General features: G+C 61.3%; 22 protein-coding genes. 13 read left to right on the top strand and 9 right to left on the bottom strand.

Features of this window, described 5'->3' with window-relative positions; all coding sequences use genetic code 11:
- Nucleotide 1 precedes the first annotated feature (1 nt).
- The 7 genes from AA0535_RS07545 to AA0535_RS07515 form a co-directional block, all read right to left on the bottom strand.
- A complete protein-coding gene (locus AA0535_RS07545) occupies nt 2-697 on the bottom strand; it encodes a gluconate 2-dehydrogenase subunit 3 family protein (RefSeq protein WP_306310228.1) in 696 nt (231 codons plus the stop codon).
- A 155-nt stretch (nt 698-852) separates the two neighbouring features.
- A complete protein-coding gene (locus AA0535_RS07540) occupies nt 853-1,704 on the bottom strand; it encodes a hypothetical protein (RefSeq protein WP_264815324.1) in 852 nt (283 codons plus the stop codon).
- 27 nt (nt 1,705-1,731) lie between these two features.
- Nucleotides 1,732-2,742, bottom strand: coding sequence for a hypothetical protein (locus AA0535_RS07535; RefSeq protein ID WP_264815323.1), 1,011 nt, complete (start codon nt 2,740-2,742; stop codon nt 1,732-1,734).
- Nucleotides 2,739-3,656: an Hsp33 family molecular chaperone HslO gene (gene hslO / locus AA0535_RS07530; protein ID WP_264815322.1), complete on the bottom strand. Its 918-nt coding sequence runs from the start codon at nt 3,654-3,656 to the stop codon at nt 2,739-2,741. Before hslO ends, AA0535_RS07535 begins: the two co-directional genes overlap by 4 nt.
- 56 nt (nt 3,657-3,712) lie before the next feature.
- On the bottom strand, nt 3,713-4,687 hold the full coding sequence (gene argF / locus AA0535_RS07525) for an ornithine carbamoyltransferase (protein ID WP_264815320.1): 975 nt from the start codon (nt 4,685-4,687) through the stop codon (nt 3,713-3,715).
- Nucleotides 4,684-5,895 carry an aspartate aminotransferase family protein gene (locus AA0535_RS07520; protein WP_264815319.1) on the bottom strand — a complete coding sequence of 404 codons (1,212 nt, stop codon included), beginning with the start codon at nt 5,893-5,895 and terminating at the stop codon, nt 4,684-4,686. Before AA0535_RS07520 ends, argF begins: the two co-directional genes overlap by 4 nt.
- A gap of 136 nt (nt 5,896-6,031) precedes the next feature.
- On the bottom strand, nt 6,032-7,588 hold the full coding sequence (locus tag AA0535_RS07515) for a D-aminopeptidase (RefSeq protein ID WP_264815318.1): 1,557 nt from the start codon (nt 7,586-7,588) through the stop codon (nt 6,032-6,034).
- Nucleotides 7,589-7,648: 60 nt separating this feature from the next.
- Here AA0535_RS07515 and AA0535_RS07510 point away from each other — a divergent pair, with 60 nt between their 5' ends.
- From AA0535_RS07510 to AA0535_RS07470, 9 genes are all read left to right on the top strand, one after another.
- Nucleotides 7,649-8,275 (top strand): regulatory protein RecX, encoded by a 627-nt coding sequence (locus tag AA0535_RS07510; RefSeq protein ID WP_264815317.1) that lies wholly within the window; start codon nt 7,649-7,651, stop codon nt 8,273-8,275.
- Nucleotides 8,272-8,781: a CHAP domain-containing protein gene (locus AA0535_RS07505; RefSeq protein ID WP_264815315.1), complete on the top strand. Its 510-nt coding sequence runs from the start codon at nt 8,272-8,274 to the stop codon at nt 8,779-8,781. The genes AA0535_RS07510 and AA0535_RS07505 overlap by 4 nt, the downstream gene beginning before the upstream one ends.
- Nucleotides 8,782-8,832: 51 nt before the next feature.
- Nucleotides 8,833-9,105: a twin-arginine translocase TatA/TatE family subunit gene (locus tag AA0535_RS07500; RefSeq protein WP_264815314.1), complete on the top strand. Its 273-nt coding sequence runs from the start codon at nt 8,833-8,835 to the stop codon at nt 9,103-9,105.
- A gap of 7 nt (nt 9,106-9,112) precedes the next feature.
- Complete coding sequence (locus tag AA0535_RS07495; protein WP_264815313.1) at nt 9,113-9,730, top strand: methylthioribulose 1-phosphate dehydratase; 618 nt, start codon at nt 9,113-9,115, stop codon at nt 9,728-9,730.
- Complete coding sequence (locus AA0535_RS07490) at nt 9,727-10,284, top strand: 1,2-dihydroxy-3-keto-5-methylthiopentene dioxygenase (protein ID WP_264815312.1); 558 nt, start codon at nt 9,727-9,729, stop codon at nt 10,282-10,284. The genes AA0535_RS07495 and AA0535_RS07490 overlap by 4 nt, the downstream gene beginning before the upstream one ends.
- A complete protein-coding gene (gene mtnC, locus AA0535_RS07485; protein WP_264815311.1) occupies nt 10,281-10,973 on the top strand; it encodes an acireductone synthase in 693 nt (230 codons plus the stop codon). The genes AA0535_RS07490 and mtnC overlap by 4 nt, the downstream gene beginning before the upstream one ends.
- The gene (locus AA0535_RS07480) at nt 10,970-11,899 is read left to right on the top strand and encodes a bifunctional riboflavin kinase/FAD synthetase (protein WP_264815310.1); all 930 of its coding nucleotides are present in this window, start codon (nt 10,970-10,972) and stop codon (nt 11,897-11,899) included. The genes mtnC and AA0535_RS07480 overlap by 4 nt, the downstream gene beginning before the upstream one ends.
- A gap of 39 nt (nt 11,900-11,938) precedes the next feature.
- A complete protein-coding gene (locus tag AA0535_RS07475) occupies nt 11,939-12,355 on the top strand; it encodes a VOC family protein (RefSeq protein ID WP_264815367.1) in 417 nt (138 codons plus the stop codon).
- Nucleotides 12,356-12,450: 95 nt separating this feature from the next.
- Nucleotides 12,451-12,660 (top strand): hypothetical protein, encoded by a 210-nt coding sequence (locus tag AA0535_RS07470; RefSeq protein ID WP_264815309.1) that lies wholly within the window; start codon nt 12,451-12,453, stop codon nt 12,658-12,660.
- Nucleotides 12,661-12,704: 44 nt separating this feature from the next.
- On the opposite strand, the gene AA0535_RS07465 is transcribed toward AA0535_RS07470, so the two are convergent.
- Entirely contained in the window at nt 12,705-13,127 is a 423-nt protein-coding gene (locus tag AA0535_RS07465; protein ID WP_264815308.1) for a hypothetical protein, read from the bottom strand.
- A 331-nt stretch (nt 13,128-13,458) separates the two neighbouring features.
- Between AA0535_RS07465 and ileS the strand changes: the two genes are divergently transcribed.
- Genes ileS through mutL form a run of 4 tightly spaced genes read left to right on the top strand, consistent with a single transcriptional unit; the run spans nt 13,459 to nt 19,373 of the window.
- Nucleotides 13,459-16,347 carry an isoleucine--tRNA ligase gene (gene ileS / locus AA0535_RS07460; protein WP_264815307.1) on the top strand — a complete coding sequence of 963 codons (2,889 nt, stop codon included), beginning with the start codon at nt 13,459-13,461 and terminating at the stop codon, nt 16,345-16,347.
- Entirely contained in the window at nt 16,323-16,925 is a 603-nt protein-coding gene (gene lspA, locus AA0535_RS07455; RefSeq protein ID WP_370264814.1) for a signal peptidase II, read from the top strand. The genes ileS and lspA overlap by 25 nt, the downstream gene beginning before the upstream one ends.
- 43 nt (nt 16,926-16,968) lie before the next feature.
- Nucleotides 16,969-17,505 (top strand): DUF3035 domain-containing protein, encoded by a 537-nt coding sequence (locus AA0535_RS07450; RefSeq protein WP_127100026.1) that lies wholly within the window; start codon nt 16,969-16,971, stop codon nt 17,503-17,505.
- Nucleotides 17,506-17,528: 23 nt separating this feature from the next.
- Complete coding sequence (gene mutL / locus AA0535_RS07445) at nt 17,529-19,373, top strand: DNA mismatch repair endonuclease MutL (RefSeq protein ID WP_264815305.1); 1,845 nt, start codon at nt 17,529-17,531, stop codon at nt 19,371-19,373.
- A gap of 69 nt (nt 19,374-19,442) precedes the next feature.
- On the opposite strand, the gene AA0535_RS07440 is transcribed toward mutL, so the two are convergent.
- Nucleotides 19,443-20,144, bottom strand: coding sequence for a YfdX family protein (locus AA0535_RS07440; RefSeq protein WP_264815304.1), 702 nt, complete (start codon nt 20,142-20,144; stop codon nt 19,443-19,445).
- Nucleotides 20,145-20,232: the final 88 nt, after the last annotated feature.

The following is a 20,232-nucleotide window of genomic DNA, read 5'->3' as shown; positions in this document are numbered from 1 at the left end:
CTTAGGCTTTCTGCGGATCAATCGATACGGGTTCGAAAGGATAGGCTTGTCCTTCCTGATTGACCCAATCCATGAAGTCGGCCCGGGCGCCAGGGAAGCCAAGCAACATCCAGCCCTGCATGTGCAGGTTGCCGCCATGAATGGGGTCGGCAAACACGCCTTCAAGCGTATTGCGTCTCAACTGCTCGAAAAAAAGCCGTGCGTTGAATGCAGCGAAATGCACGGCTCCCCCTTCGAACGCAGTCAGAAGCTCCGTACGGATCTCTGGTGGTAGCGAGGCAAAATCCTTGCCGCGTTCTGTGCGGGCATAATGATTGGCGCTTTCGATCCCTTGCCGGTAGAGCGCCTGAGGAGCGAGAGGCAACTGGTAGCCAAGGTTGGCTGGACCGTTCTGAAACGGACCCGACATGTACCAGAGCTCGCCTCGCCCGTACGGTGTCTGCATCTGCCGGTCGATAAAGGATGGGACGCCGAGCGCCGAAGCCCCGGGACCGAAGGAATCGTCGGGATAGATGCAGTCGCAGGCGGCCTGAAGAAACCTGAATTCCTCGGCTGAGAAAAATTCGGGTGGTGCAGCGGGAGCCGGGGCGGCAGCCAGTGCAGGGATGGGGAACTCTTGCCCCCCGAGGAGAAAGAAAGCGGTGGTACCCGCAGCGTTCCGGACGAAGCGTCGGCGTGAAGACGAAGGCGCGCTCAACCTGTTCTCCTGAGGGAACATAGAGGGGGAATGCTCACAATGTGGGCATAGACTTCTTCTTCGCGATTGCTGTGTGAAATGCAAGCGGCTTTATGGCGGGATGACGTTGCGGTCCCGCCGAGGGGCTCGTGGGGCTCCCCCCCTTCTCTCAGCCGTCAGGAGTGAGTTGAAGGCAGGGAGAGAACACCCGGCTTGGGTGACTTGACGCTGGGAGTCGTTGCCTGTCCCGCGTCATCTCCCAAGGGGAATATTGCGTCTGGCTCCTGAGGCACGGCAGGGACCGCTGCGTTCTGTAGCCCGGCGCTGGTATCTGTGCCGCTGACATTGGCGGGGGTCGCAGCAACCGGTGCGTTGGTACCAGGGGCAGAGGCGGGGCTCACCGGCGCATTAGGGCCAATATCCTGCTGCTGTATGGCCCCCGGGAGCGGCGCGCCGCTCGCATCGACAAGCCAGTCATGCAGGGATTTCTTGATCTGGAATTCAAGCTCGACATTCATATCCTGCATCATCTGGGTGGTCAGATCATACAGGACCGCACGTGACTCGGGATCCTTATCTCCGGGGTTCAGGCTGCGGGTAATATGCGCCGAGGCATAACCGGCTCTGCCGCCTGAAGGTGCCGAGAGGTCGACATGGGCCTCGAGTTCGCCCAGAAGAGTGCCGCCCGGGGCATGCAGAATGCTCGCCTTGGTGATGGTAAAGGTACCGCTGCCTTCAGAGCCTGCGGCAATGAGTCGATCACGTGCCATCTGTTCCAGGGCCTGCTGCGGCGGGGTGGGCGCCTTGGCGGAGATATCGCCGGGAGCGCTGCCCGGAGGCGACGTATCGACAACCTCGATATGCGCGACGTTGAGATGCATCTTGCTCAGATAGCTGTAATCCAGAGGAGCAAAGCTCTGGGGTTCGCTGTCGCCGCAAGCGGTCAGCAGTGGCGAGAGACTGCCTAGAACCAGACAGACTGAACCAAAACGAAGGAAGGACTTGATTCTGGATTGACTGCGCGGCATGGGCGGCTCCTGTTGGCGAAGGCGATCTTATTTCTTTTTGACGAAAGAGCGTAGGCGACCGAGAAGGCGGGCAGACGATTTTTCGTCCTTTTTATCTGCCGAGGGTGTTTCTGCCGCTGGATGATGATGCTGAAGAAATGCCCAGGATTCGGATATCATGTCAGCTGAAGAGGCATTCGGCGCCGCTGGGAGGGGGACAGCGGCTTCGGGTGTGTCGATCCTGAGTGAAGAGGCGCTACCCAGACCATAGTCACGCGCTTCGAAGCCCGGCGCCGATGCGATGATATCCACATGCTCCGGATGGCTCAGATACCAGCCGAGAATGAGCGAGGGCAGCATTCCCGCCATGGTCTCGTCGCTGATGATGACATTGGCCTTCGGACAATAGAATGATGGCGGCTTGTCGAGCTGCTTTTCCCACCAGGCCAGATAGAAGCTGCAATCGAGTTCTGCATCATGGAAACGATGTATGAGCTGGTGATCGACCACGAAGGAAATCTGCGAGCGGAGCGGCTTTTCAGTGAAAGGCGACAGGACCACCAGCGATTCCGGTCCGATCCGCGTGCCCATGATGCGGCGCACCTGACGGGTCGAAAGGGCCTTTTCACCGACCTGCGCGATACTTTGCCCCTTTTCGAGCAGCGCGGTCTGGATCTGGCGCAGGTCGCCAAGCATGCGTACTGACCAGGCCGCAGCAAGCTGTGTTGCAAGAAAGAGCGGGACGGCGCGCGCATCATGAAGGGGCTGAGGGGCCGCCGCCAGAGAGTGGCGCACGAGGGAGTCGAACCACGGAGAGACTGTAGAAAGAATGTCGTGAGGCTGGAGACGCTGGACAACCTCGATATGGGAGCCGCAATAGGCTCGGCTTTCATCGAGATACCAGACGGCCTTGCGACCGCTGAACGCATCTGCGAGCACCAGACATGTGATGTCGTCGGCCAGAGGGACGATTTCCTGCGGAGTCCACTGATCATAGAGCGAGGATACGGCCTCGCCATCGATCGTCACTGTGCGCAGGAAGGCGTCCATCGGCATCATCGGGCAATCTCTGTTCGCTCGAAGCGGAAGCCCACATTGCAGAACTCGCAGTTCATGGTGATCGTGCCTCCCTCCGCCATGTGATCGAGATCGTCCTCGGGGAATGTGGAAAGGACGCTTGCGAGTCTTGCGCGGTTGCAGCGACACCCAAGGCTGACCGCGCGCGGTCGATCGATCAGCACATCCTGCGAGCCGAAGAGACGCTCGATCAACGTGGTGGCACTGAGGTGGGGATCGAAAATCTCGGCGGCAGTCAGGGTGTTGCCCAGAATGCCAGCTGTTTCCCAGGCATCCTCATCGTCGGTCTTGTCTGCGACGATGCCGCCTTCTTCAGCAATTTTTTCGAGCAGCAGGGCCCCGGCTCGCCAGCCATCCGGTGTCTTCTCACAATAGAGGCGCATCCAGCACTGATGCTGCTCACTCGTCGCGAAATAATGCATCGCCATATCGGCGAGGGTTTCCCCCTCGAGTGCGACGATACCCTGATGGCGTTCCGTATGCGCGCCCTGATCGATGGTGAAGGCAAAATACCCTTCTCCCAGAAGGGCCTTGGCCGGTGCAGGATCGAGGCTCTCGGGCGCGCGCAGATAAAAGCGCAATTCGCCCGCATCGGTGCAATCTGCCACCAGCATGGAAATCGGGCCATCCCCCTTGATCTGCAGGGAGAAGGACCCTTTGAACTTCAGCCCGGCACTCAGTCCCGCGACCAGAGAGAGCGCCTCACCGGCAAGCTGACGCCCGCAATCGGGGATATCATGGCGCGATACCATGATATCCGCGAGTTTGCCCAAACGGATGAGACGCCCGCGAACCGGTCGCCGCGCCAGATGGAAAGGCGTTATGCCGTGCGAGATCACCAGATCAGGCACGGTTTCGGGGCGGTGTGTATCCAGAAAGGCGGGTGTCTCGATCATTGGTGCTTCGTCGGTTGCTTCACAGGGTGTCGAACGGTTGAACGTGCCGACAACGTTCAGACGGGCTTGCCGTATGAACGCCAGTTCTCGCCACCCAGCACCCAGAGGAGCAGACCCTTCTGCGCGTGAAGGCGATTTTCGGCCTCGTCGAAAACGACAGAGGCAGGGCTCTCGAACACCTCCTCTGTCACTTCCTCACCGATATGGGCAGGGAGGCAATGCATGAACAGGGCGTTGGAAGCGGCTTTCTGCATCAGGGCCGTATTGACCTGATAAGGGCTCAGTGTGCTCAGCCGTGCTGACGATTCCTGATCGGACATGCTCGTCCAGGTATCCGTCACGATGCAGTCAGCACCCTGCGCCGCTTCGACTGGGTCATGGACCAGCCTGATCTCGCCGCCCTCGGCATGCGCCCAGTCCAGGATTTCCTGACGGGGTTTCATGCTTTCCGGCGTCGCCAGCGTCAGTGAGAATCCGAAGCGTACAGCGCCCTCGATGAGCGACACGGCAACATTATTGCCATCCCCAACCCAGGCCCAGTGCGATCCGCCTACCGGGCCACGATGCTCTTCATAGGTCATGATATCGGCCAGGATCTGCACGGGATGGGAATCCGGTGTCAGGCCATTCACGACGGGAATCGAACTCCAGCGGACAAGTTCAGTTAGCATGGCGGTTTCACCCGTACGGACGACCAGCACATCGAGGAACCGCGACAGGACACGCGCGGTGTCTGCCAGACTCTCGCCACGGCCGATCTGCATGTCTGCAGGCGACAGCACCGACACATCGCCACCAAGCTGGCGCATGCCCACCTCAAAGGAGAGGCGGGTGCGTGTGGAGGGTTTGGAGAGCATCAGCCCCAGAGTGCGTCCGGCGAGCGGATGGGCGGGATGCATGGGCTTGCGTCGCTTGTCCTGCATCGCCTTGACCGCGCGACCTACATCGAGAATGTCGCGCAGCGTCGCGGCGTCGAGATCCCGCAGATCGAGAAAATGGCGAATAGCCGAAGCGTCTGCCTGTGTGCTCATGCCTGGCTCTCCACCGGGTTTGTCTTGTTGTTTTCAGCGGCTTCAAGGATGGTGGCGGCCCGCGAGAGGATCGCACAGGCCTCCTGGCATTCTTCGCTGCTCACGATCAGCGGCGGCAGCAGGCGCAGCACGTTCTCACCTGCGGTGACGGTCAGGAGACCCTCTTCCATGGCCTGAGCTTGAACCTGTGCAACCGGCAAGCGGCATTTCAGCCCCCACATCAGGCCACGTCCACGGGCGAGCTCGAAAACGGTGGGATGTTTGCGCACGAGGCTCTTGAGCCCCTCACCCAAAGTCTCGCCCGTTGTGGCGACCTGACCAACAAACCCTTCGGCAAGAATCACGTCGAGCACGGCATTCGCCGCCGCACAGGCGAGAGGGTTGCCGCCGAAAGTGGTGCCGTGAGAGCCTGCTCCCATGGAGGCGGCCACTTCCTCATTGGCGAGGATCGCCCCCATCGGGAAACCGCCCGCAATGCCCTTGGCGACGGAGATCACGTCCGGCGTGACGCCATAAGCCTCATGCGCGAAGAGCTGACCCGTGCGCCCCATTCCGGTCTGGACTTCATCGAGCGCAAGAATCAGGCCGAATTCGTCGCAGACCTGGCGCAGCCCGGTCATGAATTGAGGGTCAGCCTGTTTGATGCCCGTCTCGCCCTGGATCGGTTCGAGCATGATGCCCGCCGTCTGGGGGGTGATGGCGGCACGCAGGGCGTTCATGTTATTGAACGGCACATGGTCAAAGCCTTCAACAGGCGCGCCGAAGCCTTCGAGATAGGCCGGATTGCCCGTTGCCGCGATCATGGCCAGCGTACGCCCGTGAAAGGCCCCCGTACAACAGATGACCCGTGTACGCTCGGGATGGCCGCGACCCGCCTGCGTCTTGCGGATCATCTTGACCATGCCTTCATTGGCCTCTGCACCGGAGTTGCAGAAGAACACACTGTCCGCGAAGGAATGGGCGACCAGCCGGCCCGCCAGCTTCTCGGCTTGCGGAATACGATACAGGTTGGACACGTGCATGACGCGTGCGGCCTGCTCGGCTATCGCCTTGACCAGACCTTCATGGCCATGCCCCAGCGACGAGACGGCAATGCCCGCCCCGAAATCCAGGAATCGTCGTCCGTCAGCCGTGTACAAGCAAGCGCCCTGACCATGCTCGAAAGCAAGGTCGACTCGTTTGAATGTTGGCATCAGAGCGGAAATCATGGCGATCAGAAAGCCCGGTTGAAATGGAAGGGAAAAGACGCAACGGCAAGAGCCCCGCACCTGAGAACTCAGGGCAGGGCACAGGCTGCTGCGTGCTTATGATGGGGTTATTCCCCCCCCGACGTCAAATCCCGGCTCAGATGCGCCTGTAGAACAGGTCGCGGGCAAGCCAGCATCCTGCGCGCAGGCCGGTCAGCTTGTGCTGTGCGTCACGCTGAAACGCCAGAGTCCAATACCCGGGCGGCGAGTGGTCGAGTGCTCGCAGGCAAGGCACGAGCCAGACGTCGTTGCCGAGTTTCTGCAGGCGTTCCATGCGTCCCTGGCCGAGCATGCCGGAGAAAGCGCCGTAGAAGGCCTCTTCGCTTCCGGCAATTGTCAGGATGCTATCGAGTTCCTCGCATTCATAACGTCCGGCCAGATCCTGAAAGCGCTGCACCTCCGGGATGGGTATCAGGCGTGTTTCCCGGTTTTCCTGCGGCCGGGACATGACCAGCCCCTGGTCAGCCAGGGCCAATGTCGTTGCATCGCGACCGGCCTTGTTTTGGGTCCAGTCATCGAGAATTTCGGGCGGGTACGCATAGCGTAGCGAAAGCCGCGCGTTCGAAGCCGTCGGGGTGATCGAGGCGGAGAGCCCTGTTTCGGGCTCGAGATAATGACCGATGAACGCGGTTGAGCCCCGCGTACTCTCCTCCTGCACGGGCCGGGTGATCTCAAGGGCGGCAGCGGCAAGCTCGGCAGCGGCTGAATGCGCTTCCGACATGTGATTGAAGAGCACCACTACAGAGAGCCGCTCTTCGGCCAGATGGAGCCGGTGGCTGCGCCAGCCGCGCAGGGCGCCCCCATGCCCTGTAATGGCTCGACCGAAAAGCTTGCCGCGCTGCAATCCAGATCCGTAGCGAGCCAGTCGGCCATCGCGAAAGTGAACAGGTCTGGAAAGCCGGTTATAGAACCCCTCAGGGTCGTCGCGCTGCGCGTCAATCGCCTTTTCCCAGGCGATCATGTCTTCCAGACTTGCTCCTAACCCTGCATCCCCGGTCCACAGGATATTATTGTTGGCGGCGCGATACCCCGTGGCCTCGCTGCCCTCATAGCCCTGGGTGCCATCGGGCATCGATTGGGTATTTGCCGCGAGGAACGCCGTTTTCATGCCGCAAGGGTCGAAAATCTGCGTTTGCAGCAACTCGGAAAAGCTGCGACCCGAACAGGCTTCCAGCGCTTCGGAGATCAGATAGAAGTTCTGGTTCACATAGGAATAGGCGGTGCCGGGCCTGAAATGCAGGCTGCGCGTGCCTGCGATCACCCGCTTTGCCTCGGCGCTGCCGAAAACCGATTCGGTGGGCGCGCCGTGCAGCATCGCTACGGCCCAGTAATCGCGCAGGCCGGACTGGTTATGCGCCAGATCCATGACACCCGGTGGGGGCTCCTGCAGATTGGGGAGGCTCGATGCCACATAGGCATCAAGTGCCGCCTTGTCCGGCCAGGCATCGAGCAGGGCACAGGTGAATTGCTTGGTGATCGAGCACAGGCGGAACTGCGTGCGAGGTGTGAAAGCCAGATGCGTTTCGGCATTGGCAAAGCCCCAGCTATGGCATCCGATGACCTCGCCATTGCGGATGACCGCAGCCGCCCCTCCCGGTCCGGGATAGGAAGAGGGGAGGGCGACCAGCGCGCGATCGAGCGATGAGCGGGGCATGAGGGGTCTCCGTCCGGTTTTCACCATGTTACTGCCATGAAGTTATGGCACAGTGTGTCCATGTCAGCGATTCCGGATCAGATTCCTCCGCCGACTGCGGAAACACTGCGCGAGGCGGCTTTGCGTCATCTGGCGCGCTTTGCCGCGACCGAACAGGGCCTGGCCCAGATCCTTGACCGTGCCGTGATGCGCTGGGCGCGTAAATATGCCAGCCAGGGCGGAGAGAGCGAGCAGATCGAGGCGCAGCGCACAACCTGTCGGGCCATGATCAACGCCATTGTAGGCGATATGCGCCGGATAGGCGCTCTGGATGACGCCGCTTTTGCGCGATCGCGCTCAAAAACTCTGACGCGTACCGGTCGGTCCCGCCGTGCCGTCGCTGCCAGCCTCGCCCAGAAGGGAATCGATGCAGAAACGCTTGGCGACGCGATGGAGGAGGCGCTGGGTCACCGGCATGACGAGAGTGCCAGAGAGCACGAACTGGGTGCAGCCCTCATCCTGGCACGCAAGCGCCGTCTGGGTCCGTTCCGTCGTGAGGATGCGGATGAAACATCGGGCCCGGAACAACACCAGCGGGCTCTCGCTGTGTTCGCCCGTGCGGGCTTCGGTCGCGATGTGGCCGAGCAGGCGCTCTCCCTTGATCTGTCAGAAGCGGAGGATCGCGTCATGGCGCTGAAATCGTCATGAAGAAAATGGCTCTTGGATTTGGCTTTTGTCTCAGTCTCGCTGCCTGCGGCGGCGGTCCGAGAGAGTACGGCCGTGCGAGCTTCAATGGCCCCCTGCAATGCGCTCCGTATGCCCGCGCCAAGACGGGTGTCGCGCTCTACGGTGCCGCCGCTTCATGGTGGCGGGGAGCATCGGGCAAATACAGACGCACTCAGACCCCGGCGCAGGGTGAAATCCTCGTGTTTCGCTCAAGCGGGCGCCTGCCTTCGGGTCACGTATCGGTGGTGCGCAGCACGGTGTCCTCGCGCAAGATCCTGGTTGAACATGCTAATTGGGAGCCAGGGCGTATCGATCGCTCCGTACCTGTGATCGATGTCTCCCGTGATAATGACTGGTCACTGGTCAGGGTCTATTGGGCCCCCATCAAAAATCTCGGGTCACGCGCCTATCCGACCTACGGCTTTATCGTGCCGCGCGATCTCGATGATATTGCCCGCTTGCAAGAGACGCCTGATCACGCCATGTGAGAAGCAAGAGACAAGACGGCGAGACGACCCCGTCGCACGAGGAGAGAGATTATGGGTAGCATGAGTCCCCTGCACTGGCTGATAGTGCTTGCCGTTGTGCTCATCCTGTTTGGCGGTGGCAGCAAGATCAGCGGCCTGATGGGTGACTTCGCGAAGGGGATCAAATCCTTCAAGAAGAACATGGCCGAGGATGAGTCCATGGAGCCGAACCAGGCCCATACCCAGCCAAACGGACAGATTTCGCCGCCGCCTCAGGGCGGAGTGCAGCAGCCTCATTACACATCTCCCGTTTCGAGCGGCAATGTGAACAACGTCAATCACTGAGCTTGTCATGACCCAGTTTTCGGATCGTCTCTGGTCAGAGGCGGTGCAGGACGTCATCCAGGCCGGGGAGCGTATGGACCAGCGTGGCTGGGTGCCGGCGACGGCCGGTAATCTCAGCCGACGATTGGAGGATGGCCGGATCGCCATCACCCGCTCAGGCGGGCACAAGGGCTTTCTGACCGTGCCGGACGTGATCGAGATCGATCCTGCGGGACGTCCGATCGATCCTATGCAGAAATCCAGCGCAGAGACGCTTCTTCACACGCAGCTTTATGCGGCTGATCCATTGATCGGGGCTGTATTGCACGGTCATTCCGTGGCCGCCACCGTGCTGTCCATGGCGCTTGCCGGATCGTCGCTGACCCTGGCTGGGTACGAGTTGCTCAAGGTGTTCGAAGGGCAATCGACCCATGATACGGTGATCGACGTGCCTGTGTTCGACAATGATCAGGATATCGCCCGTCTCGCTACGGTGGTTGCTCCTCGTCTTGGGGCAATGCCCGCCGGATACATCATCCGTGGGCATGGGGTTTATGTCTGGGGGCGGGACATGAAAATGGCCCTTGCCCGTCTCGAAGGGCTGGAGTTCCTGCTGGCCTGCGAACTCGAAAGGCGGAAATTATGAGCCGACTGACGATCTATCGCGATAACGCGCCGGAAACCGCGCTGCTCGACACGGAAAACCCGCGCGAGATTGCCGAGACGCTGCGCCCCCTGAATGTCCGCTTCGAGCGTTGGCAGGCCCCCGTCACTCCCGCCAAGGATGCCCCGCCGGAGCAGATCCTGGAGGCTTACCGCCCGTATCTGGATGGGCTGATGGGGGAAACCGGTGCGGGTAGCGCCGACGTGGTGCGCTTCGACCGCAACACGCCCCAGATCGCTGCGATGCGGGAAAAATATCTCTCCGAGCACACGCATAGTGAAGATGAGGTGCGGTTCTTCGTGCACGGTCAGGGCGCGTTCGTCCTGCATGTGGGCGACAAGGTGTATTCGGTGCTCTGCGTGCAGGGCGATCTGATCTCGGTGCCTGAAGGCACCCCGCACTGGTTCGATGCCGGGCTCAATCCCGATGTGGTGGCGCTTCGCGTCTTCACCGACACGACGGGGTGGATCGCTGAATACACAGGTGATGAGATTGCCCGCCGCTTTCCCGTGACTATTCCGGACATTGCCGCATGAGCACCATCCGCCTGATCCTTCTCGATATCGAGGGCACAACCCTGCCGATCTCCTTCGTGAAGGACGTGCTTTTCCCCTATTCCGACAGGGTCATGCCGGAACTGTTGCGTCAGCAGGCCGGTAATCCGCTGGTCAGGGTGGCGCTGGCTGATATCGATGCCGCCAATCCCGGCTGCGATCCCGTTGCCCAGCTTCATGACTGGACCGTCCGGGACGAGAAGGTAGCCCCTCTGAAATCCCTCCAGGGCCTCGCCTGGAAAACGGGTTTCGAGTCCGGTGAGCTCAAGGCGCGTCTCTATCCGGATGTGCCGCCTGCGCTGAATGCCTGGCATCAGGCGGGTCTGCGTCTGGCGGTTTATTCCTCCGGGTCGGCCAGCGCGCAGCGCCTGCTATACGGCTACTCCGATGCGGGCGATCTGACGGGGTTGTTCGAGGCGTTCTACGATCTGGATATCGGGGGAAAGAAGATCGCGGAGAGTTACCGTGAGATCGCCCAGCGCGCGGGTGTGGCCCCGGCTGAAATCCTGTTCCTGTCCGATATCGGAGCAGAACTCGATGCCGCCGCCGAAGCCGGGCTCAAGACCTGCCAACTGGTCCGCAAGGAAGATGGCACGACCCCGCATCACGGAGCGCGGCAGGCCTCCGATTTCGCTGAGGTCAGTCATTATTTTGCACTGCCCGTCTCATGACCCTGTACGAGGACTGGACGGCGATCCCGCCTGAGGCGCGCGGCGCCGCCGTCGCCCTCGGCAATTTCGATGGAGTGCATCTGGGGCACCGGCATCTTCTGCGCTCGCTCCACGCGGCCCGCCCGGACCTACCGCTCGGCGCGGTGACATTCGAGCCCCATCCTCGCGAGTTCTTCCGACCGCAAGACCCACCATTACGCCTCATGCTGCCCGAAATCCGGGCGCGTATCCTGCAAGAGCAGGGCGCGCAGCGTGTCTTCCAGCTCCGCTTCGATGCGGATTTCAGCCATCTCAGCCCTGACGCTTTTGTTGAGTCCGTGCTCGATCGGGCGCTCGGTGTGAAACATGTCGCCTGTGGTCCGGATTTTGCCTTCGGGCATCGACGTGCCGGCAGCATTGCCTATCTGGGACACAAGCTTGAGACGCTCGGGATCGGCCTGACCATCGTCCCCCCATTGACCGATATTGGCGGCCCTTTTTCTTCCTCGCGTATCCGGCGCCTGTTGCAGGAGGGCTATCCTGAGCGCGCTGCGGAAGAGCTCGGTCGCCCCTGGTTTATTGCCGGGGGTGTTGCTCATGGCGACAAGCGTGGTCGTCTGCTCGGCTTTCCTACGGCCAATATTCCGCTTGGGCGGCATATCGAGCCTGCACGCGGTGTCTATGCCGTGACGATACGCCATCCCGATGGGCGCGTGACGCAGGGCGTTGCCAATATCGGCCGACGCCCGACCATCAATGACGGGCAGGAGAGCCGCCTCGAGGTACATATCTTCGATGTGAACGAGGATCTCTACGGCCAGACACTGGAGGTCAGCCTGCACAAGCTTCTTCGCGAGGAGCGTCGCTTCGAAGGGCTCGATGCGCTCAAGGCTCAGATCGCCGAAGACGCTGCCAGCGCTCGCATCGTTCTCTCCACCCTTTCCTGATCCTGCGGGTGTCGGAAATGCCCGTTGTCTGACGCGCCTCTGATTTCGGGCATCAATCACGTGACGCTCTGCGTAGGTGATCTTGAACGTTCCATCCGCTTTTATCGCGATCTTCTGGGCTGCGTCCTGCGGGCTCGATGGGGCAAGGGGGCGTATATGGAGGCAGGGTCCCTCTGGCTGTGTCTTGAGGTGCATCCGGAGGCGATTCTGCCGGGTGGTTCGGGCGATTCCCATCTCGCCTTCAGCGTCGAGCAGGATGGTTTTACGGTGCTGTGTGCCAGGCTGAGCGGAAAAGTGGCGCGCTGGAAGGAAAACAGGAGCGAAGGCGACTCGCTCTATTTCCTCGACCCCGATGGGCATAAACTCGAGATTCATGTTGGCACATTGGCAACCCGCTTGAGGGCCTGGCGTGATCGGCCCCCTGAGGGGCTGGTCATTCAACCCCAGGAGGACTGATACGAACTTGCCTGTTTTGTGAAGTTTTTAATGTTTCGTCTAACATGGATAAATGTTATAGATTACCCACGGTTAATGAGCGATGGGAGTCTGTCATGTTTGGCGCGATGCAGATGTATCAGATGCAGGCGATGGAACAGCACATCGCCCAGAAGGAATCCCGCAGGAAGGAAAGCGTTTCCCGGCTCGTACGACTCAAAGAGTTCCTGCGCCGCGATCTGACGTCACTCGGTTGTCAGATCGATGAGACGCTCGAAAGCGTCTACGCCCCCTCCGCGTTCTCGTCCCGTAAGGGTCTGCGCTGAGCCTGGTGCATAGGGGCAAGCGCTGTCGGAAGCAGTCTTTGTCCTCAGTTCACCACCGTACAGAATGCCGGGCTACGCGTCGTTCTGAAGAACTCTCTCCCGCGCAACATGTAGATGAACTCGACCGTGACGTTACCTGACATCAGAAATTTCATGTTGGTTGAGCAATAGCGCTCAGTGTCGGCATTCGTAATCATGCGCTTGAGCTCAGTTTCGGAAAAATTGAAGATCGCCTCGTCTGCCACATGAGTGAGGGCAATCGTCTCGACGATCTTGCGTCCTTCACGTCGTAGCGAGAGGATCGTCGCCATTTCGTTATCCTTAAGCGGCGTCTTCTCGTTCATCAGTGTGACGAACCGGTCCAGCACCCGAATCGACATCTGAGGAGGTGTCAGGCTGGTTTGTGCGTCGGCAATGACTGGGCCGCCTGAAAGCGAAAGCAGGGCGGCAGCCACGACTATTTTCATTCCATGAGTCCGTACTGAGTTATTATTGCGATGATGTATGGGAATAGGCGCCGTCAAGGGATGAATAAAGCGTGTAAATGGCGGAAATCTTGATCCAAGCATCTGCCATTATCCGGTGGGCATCTCGCGCGGGTCATTCGCCCTTGCTGTCCCTGCAACAGCGGTAGCGAGGCGGCATGACGCCGCCAGCGCTGGCGGCAGGCCGGTTTTCAGCACAATTTGACGGGCCAAAGCGACCCTATTGTGGGGCCTTGCCAACCCTGCGCTCTTGACCCTTTGCCCCGCATCTTCGCATAACTCCCGGTTCCCTGACTCTGTCGAATGATCGAAGATGCCTGATTCCAAAAGCCCCGATCCTCAGGACCGTTATCGCGACACGGTCTTTCTGCCCCGCACCAGCTTTCCGATGCGTGGCAACCTGCCCACGCGCGAGCCGGAAATTCTGGCGCGCTGGGAGTCGATGGGGCTTGATGAGAAGATTATCGAGGCAGGCAAGGGCAAGCCCGTCTTCACGTTGCATGACGGCCCGCCCTACGCCAATGGCCATCTGCATATCGGTCACGCACTCAACAAGATCAACAAGGACGTGGTCAATCGCGCCCAGCGTATGAATGGCGCGCGTGTGCGCTATGTGCCCGGCTGGGACTGCCATGGCTTGCCGATCGAATGGCGTGTCGAGGAAGAATACCGCAAGGCGGGCAAGAATAAGGATGACGTGCCCGTCCTGCAATTCCGCGCCGAGTGTCGCGATTATGCGCGCCGCTGGCTCGATATCCAGGCCGAGGAATTCAAGCGGCTCGGTGTTCAGGGGGAGTGGAAGAACCGTTACGCCACCATGGATTTCTCGTCCGAATCCGCGATTGTCCGCGAGATCGGCAAATTCCTGCTTAATGGTGGCCTCTATCGCGGTCTGCGCCCGGTGATGTGGAGCCCGGTCGAGAAGACGGCTCTCGCCGAGGCCGAGATCGAGTATCACGACATCACCTCCACCACGATTCACGTGGCGTTTCCGATCGAGGCAGATCCGACTCCCGGTCAGGCGCTTCAGGGCGCGTCAGCCGTGATCTGGACGACCACCCCCTGGACCATCCCGGCGAACCGCGCCATCGCGTATGGGCCCGAGATCGCCTATGTCGTGCTGCGTGCCGATGTGATGGAAGAAGCCTCTCTCGTGGCGCCCGGATCGCGCTTCCTGGTGGCAGAGGAGCGCGTTGCGGATTTCTGCAAGCAGGCAGGCATCCAGGACCATCATATTCTCTACACTCTGCCCGGAGAGGCGCTCGAGGGTACGATTTGCGCCCATCCCCTGCGTGGCTGCGGCTATGAATTCGACGTCCCCATGCTTCCCGGCGATTTCGTGACCACCGATGCCGGTACGGGTCTCGTGCATATGGCACCGGCCCATGGCCAGGACGACTTCCTGCTCACACGCCAATATGGCATCGAAGTGCCTGAGCTCGTGCAGGATGACGGGACCTATGCCCCCTGGGTGCCGCATTTTGCCGGTATCCATGTGTTCAAGGCGGCCGATCCGGTTTGTGCGGCCCTCACCGAGGCCGCACAGCGCTGGGCGGCCTATGGCGATGCGGCGGCCGGGCTCGTGGCGCGGTCGAGCATCGTGCATTCCTATCCGCATTCCTGGCGTTCGCGTAAGCCGATCATCTTTCGCGCCACCCCGCAATGGTTCATCCGCATGGATGGTGACCAGGCCCTCCGTCGCAAGACGCTGGATGCGCTTGCCGATGTCACTTTCGTGCCCGAGGCTGCGCGCAACCGCCTGACCTCCATGATCGAGCAGCGACCCGACTGGTGCATCAGCCGCCAGCGCGCCTGGGGCGTACCGATTGCCGTCTTCGTCGAGAAGAGTACGGGTGAGGTTCTGCGCGATGCCGAAGTCATGCAGCGCGTTGTCGATGCAATGGCCGAGCATGGCGCCGATATCTGGTATAGCGCCGACCCGGCCTTGTTCCTGGGTGAGGGGCGTGACCCCGCGCAGTATGAGCAGGTATTCGATATCGTCGATGTCTGGTTTGAGAGTGGCTCGACGCACAGCTTCGTTCTGGGCGAAGACGGGTTGAACTTCCCCGCCGATCTCTATCTTGAAGGGTCCGACCAGCATCGTGGCTGGTTCCAGTCTTCCCTGCTCGAAAGCGTCGGTACGCGCGGCGTCGCGCCTATGAAGGCCATTGTCACCAATGGCTTCGTGCTCGATGAGCAGGGGCGCAAAATGTCCAAGTCGCTGGGCAATGTGATCGCGCCCAAGGAAGTGACCGACAAGCTGGGCGCGGATATCCTGCGTCTCTGGGTCGTCAATTCCGACAGCAACGAAGATCTGCGTATCGGCAACGAGATCCTCAAGCAGCAGGGCGAACTCTACCGCCGCCTGCGCAACACGCTGCGCTGGCTGCTGGGCGCGCTCGATGGGTACACCCCCGAAGAGGCGGTGCCTTTCGAGCAGCTTCCGGAACTCGAGCGGTATATCCTGCATCGTCTGACCGAACTGGGCGGCCAGATCAAACAGGCCGTGCATACCCACCAATGGGTCGGCGTCTATCCCATGCTGCACGGGTTCTGCACGACCGACCTCTCAGCCTTCTATTTCGATGTCCGCAAGGATGCGCTTTATTGCGATGCGCCGTCCTCGTTGCGCCGTCGTGCAGCGCGTACCGTGCTCGATATCCTGCATCGTGCGCTCGCCACCTGGCTCGCGCCAGTGCTGGTCTTTACGGCGGAAGAGGCCTGGACGTCCCGCTTCGGGGAGGACAGTTCGGTCCATCTCCAGAGCTTCCTCGAGCCTGATCCGAGCTGGAACGACGCAGCACTGGGCGAGCGCTGGAACCGCCTCCGCGCCCTGCGCCGCGTGATCACGACCGAACTTGAAGGCGCGCGCCGTGGCGGGGTTATCGGCTCATCGCTCGAGGCGCGCCTCAGCCTGCCGCTGACGGAACAGGAGCAGGCGGTATTCGGGGATGTGGATTGGGCGGAGCTCGCTATCGTCTCTCAGGCCGATATCCAACTTCTGACCAATGTGCCGTCGCTGTATATCGATGACGTGGCAACCACGGAGCATGAAGGTATCGTCGGCGCGCATCCTGGCCCGAGTGTGGCCGAAGCCGATGGCAGCAAATGCCTGCGCTGCTGGCGTGTTCTCCCTGAGGTCGGCAGCCAGACTGCCCATCCGGGGCTGTGCCTGCGTTGCAGCGATGTGGTGTCGATGTGAAGGGCGCCAAGCTCACCGTCAGCTTCGGTCGACCGGCGACGCTCGTCGCTGGGCTGGCCGCCTTTCTGATCGTGCTCCTGGCCGATCAGATCAGCAAATGGTGGATTCTCGCTGTGTATCACCTGCCTGACCGGGGCAGCGTGGCCATCATGCCTGGGCTGAATTTCACGATGGTCTGGAACCATGCCGTGACCTTCGGCATGCTCGGGGGCGTGGGGTCAAAGGGCCCTCTTCTGTTTTGCACTGTCGCCTTGATCGCGGTACTTGCCCTGCTGTGGCAGACCCTGCGCACGCCGCGCATGGTCGTGGCGATTGCCTCAGCCGCCATCGCGGGCGGCGCCGTTGGCAATGTCATCGATCGCATCCGTTTCGGGGCGGTGGTCGACTTCATCCACGCACATGCCTTCGGCTGGAGCTGGTATGTCTTCAACGTCGCAGATTCAGCAATCGTCTGCGGCGTCATCGCTTGGGTGATCGACTCGATCTGGTCGGATCGTCGTGATGCTGCCTCCCGTACACGCGCTGAAACTGGTGCCACTACCGTCCCGGGCCACGGCCCTGCACCGCATGAGCATTGATCTCTTGTCGATGCCGAAACGCTCCATTAGGATCGGGTCCGATATGGCTCAGCTCTCCCTCCCGTCCGTCCTCCGCGTCCTGCCGGTTCTCGGCCTGACAGCGCTCCTCCCGGCTTGCTCCGGCTCTGACGTTTCGCGGGCTTTTGGCCTCGAACGCTCGATGCCGGATGAATATACGGTGACGACGCGCGCGCCACTCTCGATGCCGCCTTCCGAGCAACTGAGCCTGCCGGGTCAGGGTGATCACACGGCGGATGAAAATCCCCGCACCCAGGCGCTCGAGACGCTCTCGCCCAACGCGGCTCTGCACTCCACCTCGGGGAGCGCCAGCGCCGGGCAGCAGGCTCTGATCGGGGCTGTCGATCAGGCTTCGAAGGCCCCCAATAACGCCGAGCTCGGTGCCGCAGGTGCAGGCCTGACCGATGAGCTGATGTTCTGGCGTGGCGGCAATGCAGGGAGCGTTGTCGATAGCGAGGCCGAAAACCGTCGGATACAGCGCGCCTCAGCCCTCGGACAGAGCCCCTCGACCGGTGCCACCCCGACCAAGAAGTCCAAAAGCTCCTTTCTCGGCGTTTTCTGAAGGGCGTCATCTGATGCCTGAACATGCCCCCCTCTGAACGCCCGTTGCTCCAGCCCCGACTTCGCCGTCTTTCCAATCACGTCATCGATCTGATCGCGGCCGGTGAAGTCGTCGAACGGCCCGCCGCCGCCCTCAAGGAAATTGTTGAAAATGCGCTCGATGCCGGGGCGACGCGCATCGAGGTAGCGTTGCTCAACGGGGGCTGCGACAGGATCGAGGTGAGCGACAACGGCTGCGGCATGTCGCCCGATGATCTCGTGATGGCCGTCGAACGCCATTGCACCTCCAAACTCAGCGATGAAACACTGACCCATATCGTCACGCTGGGTTTTCGGGGGGAGGCTCTGCCCTCCATCGGCGCCACGGCGCGTCTCACGCTCACATCGCGGCAGCATGATGCCGATACAGCCTGGACGCTGCGTCTCGAGGGCGGTGCCCTGACACCCCCTAGTCCGGCCGCCGGGGCGCCCGGAACACGGGTCGTGGTCGAGGATCTTTTCTTCGCGACACCCGCCCGGCGCAAATTTCTCAAGAGCGCGCGTGTCGAAGGGAGCCATGCCGAGGGCGTGATGCGCCGTCTCGCGCTCTCTGCCCCGCATTGCGCCATGCGTTTCACGCTGGACGAACGCCCTGTTTTCGATTTCCCGGTTCAGAGCGTCATCGAGCGTGTCCAGGCCGTGCTTGGCGAAAGTGAGTCCCTGATCGCGCTCGATGAGACGCGCAACGGGCTTCACCTGAGCGGTTTCATCTGCGGACCCGCAGCCACGCGCTCAACGGCGGCGTCGCAGTTCCTGGTTGTCAATAACCGCCCTGTGGCCGATCCGCTCATGCGCACGGCCATACGTGTGGCCTATCGTCCGGTCATCGAACCGGGGCGTCACCCTGTGCTTGCCCTGCATCTGCGCCTTCCCCATGACAGGGTGGATGTGAATGTCCACCCGTCCAAGACCGAACTGCGCTTTGCCGAGGAAGCCGATGTCAGAGGGCTGATGATCGGCGCTATGCAGCGTGCTCTGGGGCATGGCGCGGGCGAAGCCGGGGTCAGGATGCGTTTTGCTGCACCCGCCAGACAGGCCATCCATTATCCGCCCCCGGACCCCGTGAGTCTCACATCCGGATTTATCGCCGCGCACTCGGCTATGGCGGGTTTGGGTGCTCCTGCCGCACTTAGCCCCAAGAGCGACATACAGGGATTTGCAGAGGGGCTTGGAAGCTTCGAGCCGGCAACGCGCCCCTCGATGGAGCCTGATCCGATCCAGCGCACTTCTTTCCCGCTAGGGGCACCCGTGGCGCAGGTATTCGATACGTATATTCTGGCCGTCGGGCAGGATGGCGATCTGATTCTGGTCGATCAGCATGCCGCTCATGAGCGGCTGACGCATGAGAAACTGCTCGCGCAATATACGAGCGGCTCTCTCAAGGCACAGCGCCTGCTTCTACCGGAAGTGATCGACCTGCCTCCCGGTCAGGCAGGTCGTTTGCTTGAATGGAAGACCGCATTGGAGGCGCTCGGGCTCGAAATCGAGTCTTTCGGTGGGGGGAGCGTTCTTCTGCGTACCATGCCCGTCCTCCTCCAAGGGGGGGACGGTGTTTCGCTCCTGCGCGATCTTTCGGAGGAGCTGACGGCCGATCCGGATCTCGTGCCGGGTGACAGTGCGGCGCTGGAGCGGCGGATCGATGCCGTTATCGCCCGTATGGCCTGCCATGGCAGCATCCGCGCCGGACGTCGCCTGCAGCAGGATGAGATGTCCGCTCTGTTGCGGCAGATGGAGCAGACGCCAAGAGCCAACACCTGCTCGCATGGGCGGCCGACCTGGCTGCGTCTTGGGCGGGATGAGCTCGAGAAACTCTTCGGGCGCATTCGCTAACGCTGCGCAGAGACTGCCCTGAAGATCTTACCCGGCAGGGAGCGCGCCGAACCGGGTAGGGTCAACCGTTCAGGAAGGGCTGTTCGCCATCTTGTGACGCTTGGCGGTCGTTGGGTGGGTTACGGCAACGACATCGCCAGAGACGAAGAGAATCGAATCGACCGCGTTCTGCAGGGCGTCGCTTGCGGATTTCGTATCACCGCCATCCATGAAGACCGAGGCGCGATGAACGTCACCGGAAATCATCTCCAGTGGGGCGAGGGCCACCACATACTGGACCTTGGTGCCCACAACCTGCAGGTCCTGGTTGACCAGCTTGGTTTCACCCGTCTTCATATGTTGATTGGCATTGGCCAGAGCCGTTTGCTGCGCCGGAGCTAGCGTATCGGTCACAGCATATTCACCGCCAACCGGCAGCCAGTGCAGCGGTACCCCGCTTACCGCCAGACGCTTGGGTGCACCGTGGCTCGGAACGGGCTGCATGGCATCCTCGGCCTTGATGAAGGCGCGATTGTCCTTGGCAGCCTTCTCGAGGCGGGCTCCTGCGTCATTGATCAGGCTCTGGGCCTGACCATTCTGGTTCGAGGCGAGAGCCTGCTGGGCGAGAATGATGTTGGCCAGAGCCTTCTGTCCATCCTTGGAGAGACGGGCGAAATCGCGATCTGCATGAGCCTGATCAGCCGCCATGGAGGCGCCCGCCGAAGGGGCGGCAAAGGCCGGTGCCCCGGCAAGTGTCAGAAGGGCAGATCCGGCAATCATCAGGCGGCGCATGGATGTTCTCCTCTTGAGGCGTCTCTTGATGAGACGGTTTGGGAAGAGAACGGACCCCGGCACGGCATGTTGCATGACAAGCGCGTTA

The sequence above is a fragment of the Asaia krungthepensis NRIC 0535 genome, from assembly GCF_025995175.1.
GTDB lineage: Bacteria > Pseudomonadota > Alphaproteobacteria > Acetobacterales > Acetobacteraceae > Asaia > Asaia krungthepensis.
Note: the sequence above shows the minus strand (reverse complement) of the source record. Positions and strands in the feature narration are given on the sequence as shown.

Excerpts from the sequence above, each read along its gene's own strand:
- AA0535_RS07540 (WP_264815324.1), bottom strand. The coding sequence starts at position 1,704 with ATGCCGCGCAGTCAATCCAGAATCAAGTCCTTCCTTCGTTTTGGTTCA.
- AA0535_RS07535 (WP_264815323.1), bottom strand. The coding sequence starts at position 2,742 with ATGATGCCGATGGACGCCTTCCTGCGCACAGTGACGATCGATGGCGAG.
- hslO (WP_264815322.1), bottom strand. The coding sequence starts at position 3,656 with ATGATCGAGACACCCGCCTTTCTGGATACACACCGCCCCGAAACCGTG.
- argF (WP_264815320.1), bottom strand. The coding sequence starts at position 4,687 with ATGAGCACACAGGCAGACGCTTCGGCTATTCGCCATTTTCTCGATCTG.
- AA0535_RS07520 (WP_264815319.1), bottom strand. The coding sequence starts at position 5,895 with ATGATTTCCGCTCTGATGCCAACATTCAAACGAGTCGACCTTGCTTTC.
- AA0535_RS07515 (WP_264815318.1), bottom strand. The coding sequence starts at position 7,588 with ATGCCCCGCTCATCGCTCGATCGCGCGCTGGTCGCCCTCCCCTCTTCC.
- AA0535_RS07510 (WP_264815317.1), top strand. The coding sequence starts at position 7,649 with ATGTCAGCGATTCCGGATCAGATTCCTCCGCCGACTGCGGAAACACTG.
- AA0535_RS07505 (WP_264815315.1), top strand. The coding sequence starts at position 8,272 with ATGAAGAAAATGGCTCTTGGATTTGGCTTTTGTCTCAGTCTCGCTGCC.
- AA0535_RS07500 (WP_264815314.1), top strand. The coding sequence starts at position 8,833 with ATGGGTAGCATGAGTCCCCTGCACTGGCTGATAGTGCTTGCCGTTGTG.
- AA0535_RS07495 (WP_264815313.1), top strand. The coding sequence starts at position 9,113 with ATGACCCAGTTTTCGGATCGTCTCTGGTCAGAGGCGGTGCAGGACGTC.
- AA0535_RS07490 (WP_264815312.1), top strand. The coding sequence starts at position 9,727 with ATGAGCCGACTGACGATCTATCGCGATAACGCGCCGGAAACCGCGCTG.
- mtnC (WP_264815311.1), top strand. The coding sequence starts at position 10,281 with ATGAGCACCATCCGCCTGATCCTTCTCGATATCGAGGGCACAACCCTG.
- AA0535_RS07480 (WP_264815310.1), top strand. The coding sequence starts at position 10,970 with ATGACCCTGTACGAGGACTGGACGGCGATCCCGCCTGAGGCGCGCGGC.
- AA0535_RS07470 (WP_264815309.1), top strand. The coding sequence starts at position 12,451 with ATGTTTGGCGCGATGCAGATGTATCAGATGCAGGCGATGGAACAGCAC.
- AA0535_RS07465 (WP_264815308.1), bottom strand. The coding sequence starts at position 13,127 with ATGAAAATAGTCGTGGCTGCCGCCCTGCTTTCGCTTTCAGGCGGCCCA.
- ileS (WP_264815307.1), top strand. The coding sequence starts at position 13,459 with ATGCCTGATTCCAAAAGCCCCGATCCTCAGGACCGTTATCGCGACACG.
- AA0535_RS07450 (WP_127100026.1), top strand. The coding sequence starts at position 16,969 with ATGGCTCAGCTCTCCCTCCCGTCCGTCCTCCGCGTCCTGCCGGTTCTC.
- mutL (WP_264815305.1), top strand. The coding sequence starts at position 17,529 with ATGCCCCCCTCTGAACGCCCGTTGCTCCAGCCCCGACTTCGCCGTCTT.
- AA0535_RS07440 (WP_264815304.1), bottom strand. The coding sequence starts at position 20,144 with ATGCGCCGCCTGATGATTGCCGGATCTGCCCTTCTGACACTTGCCGGG.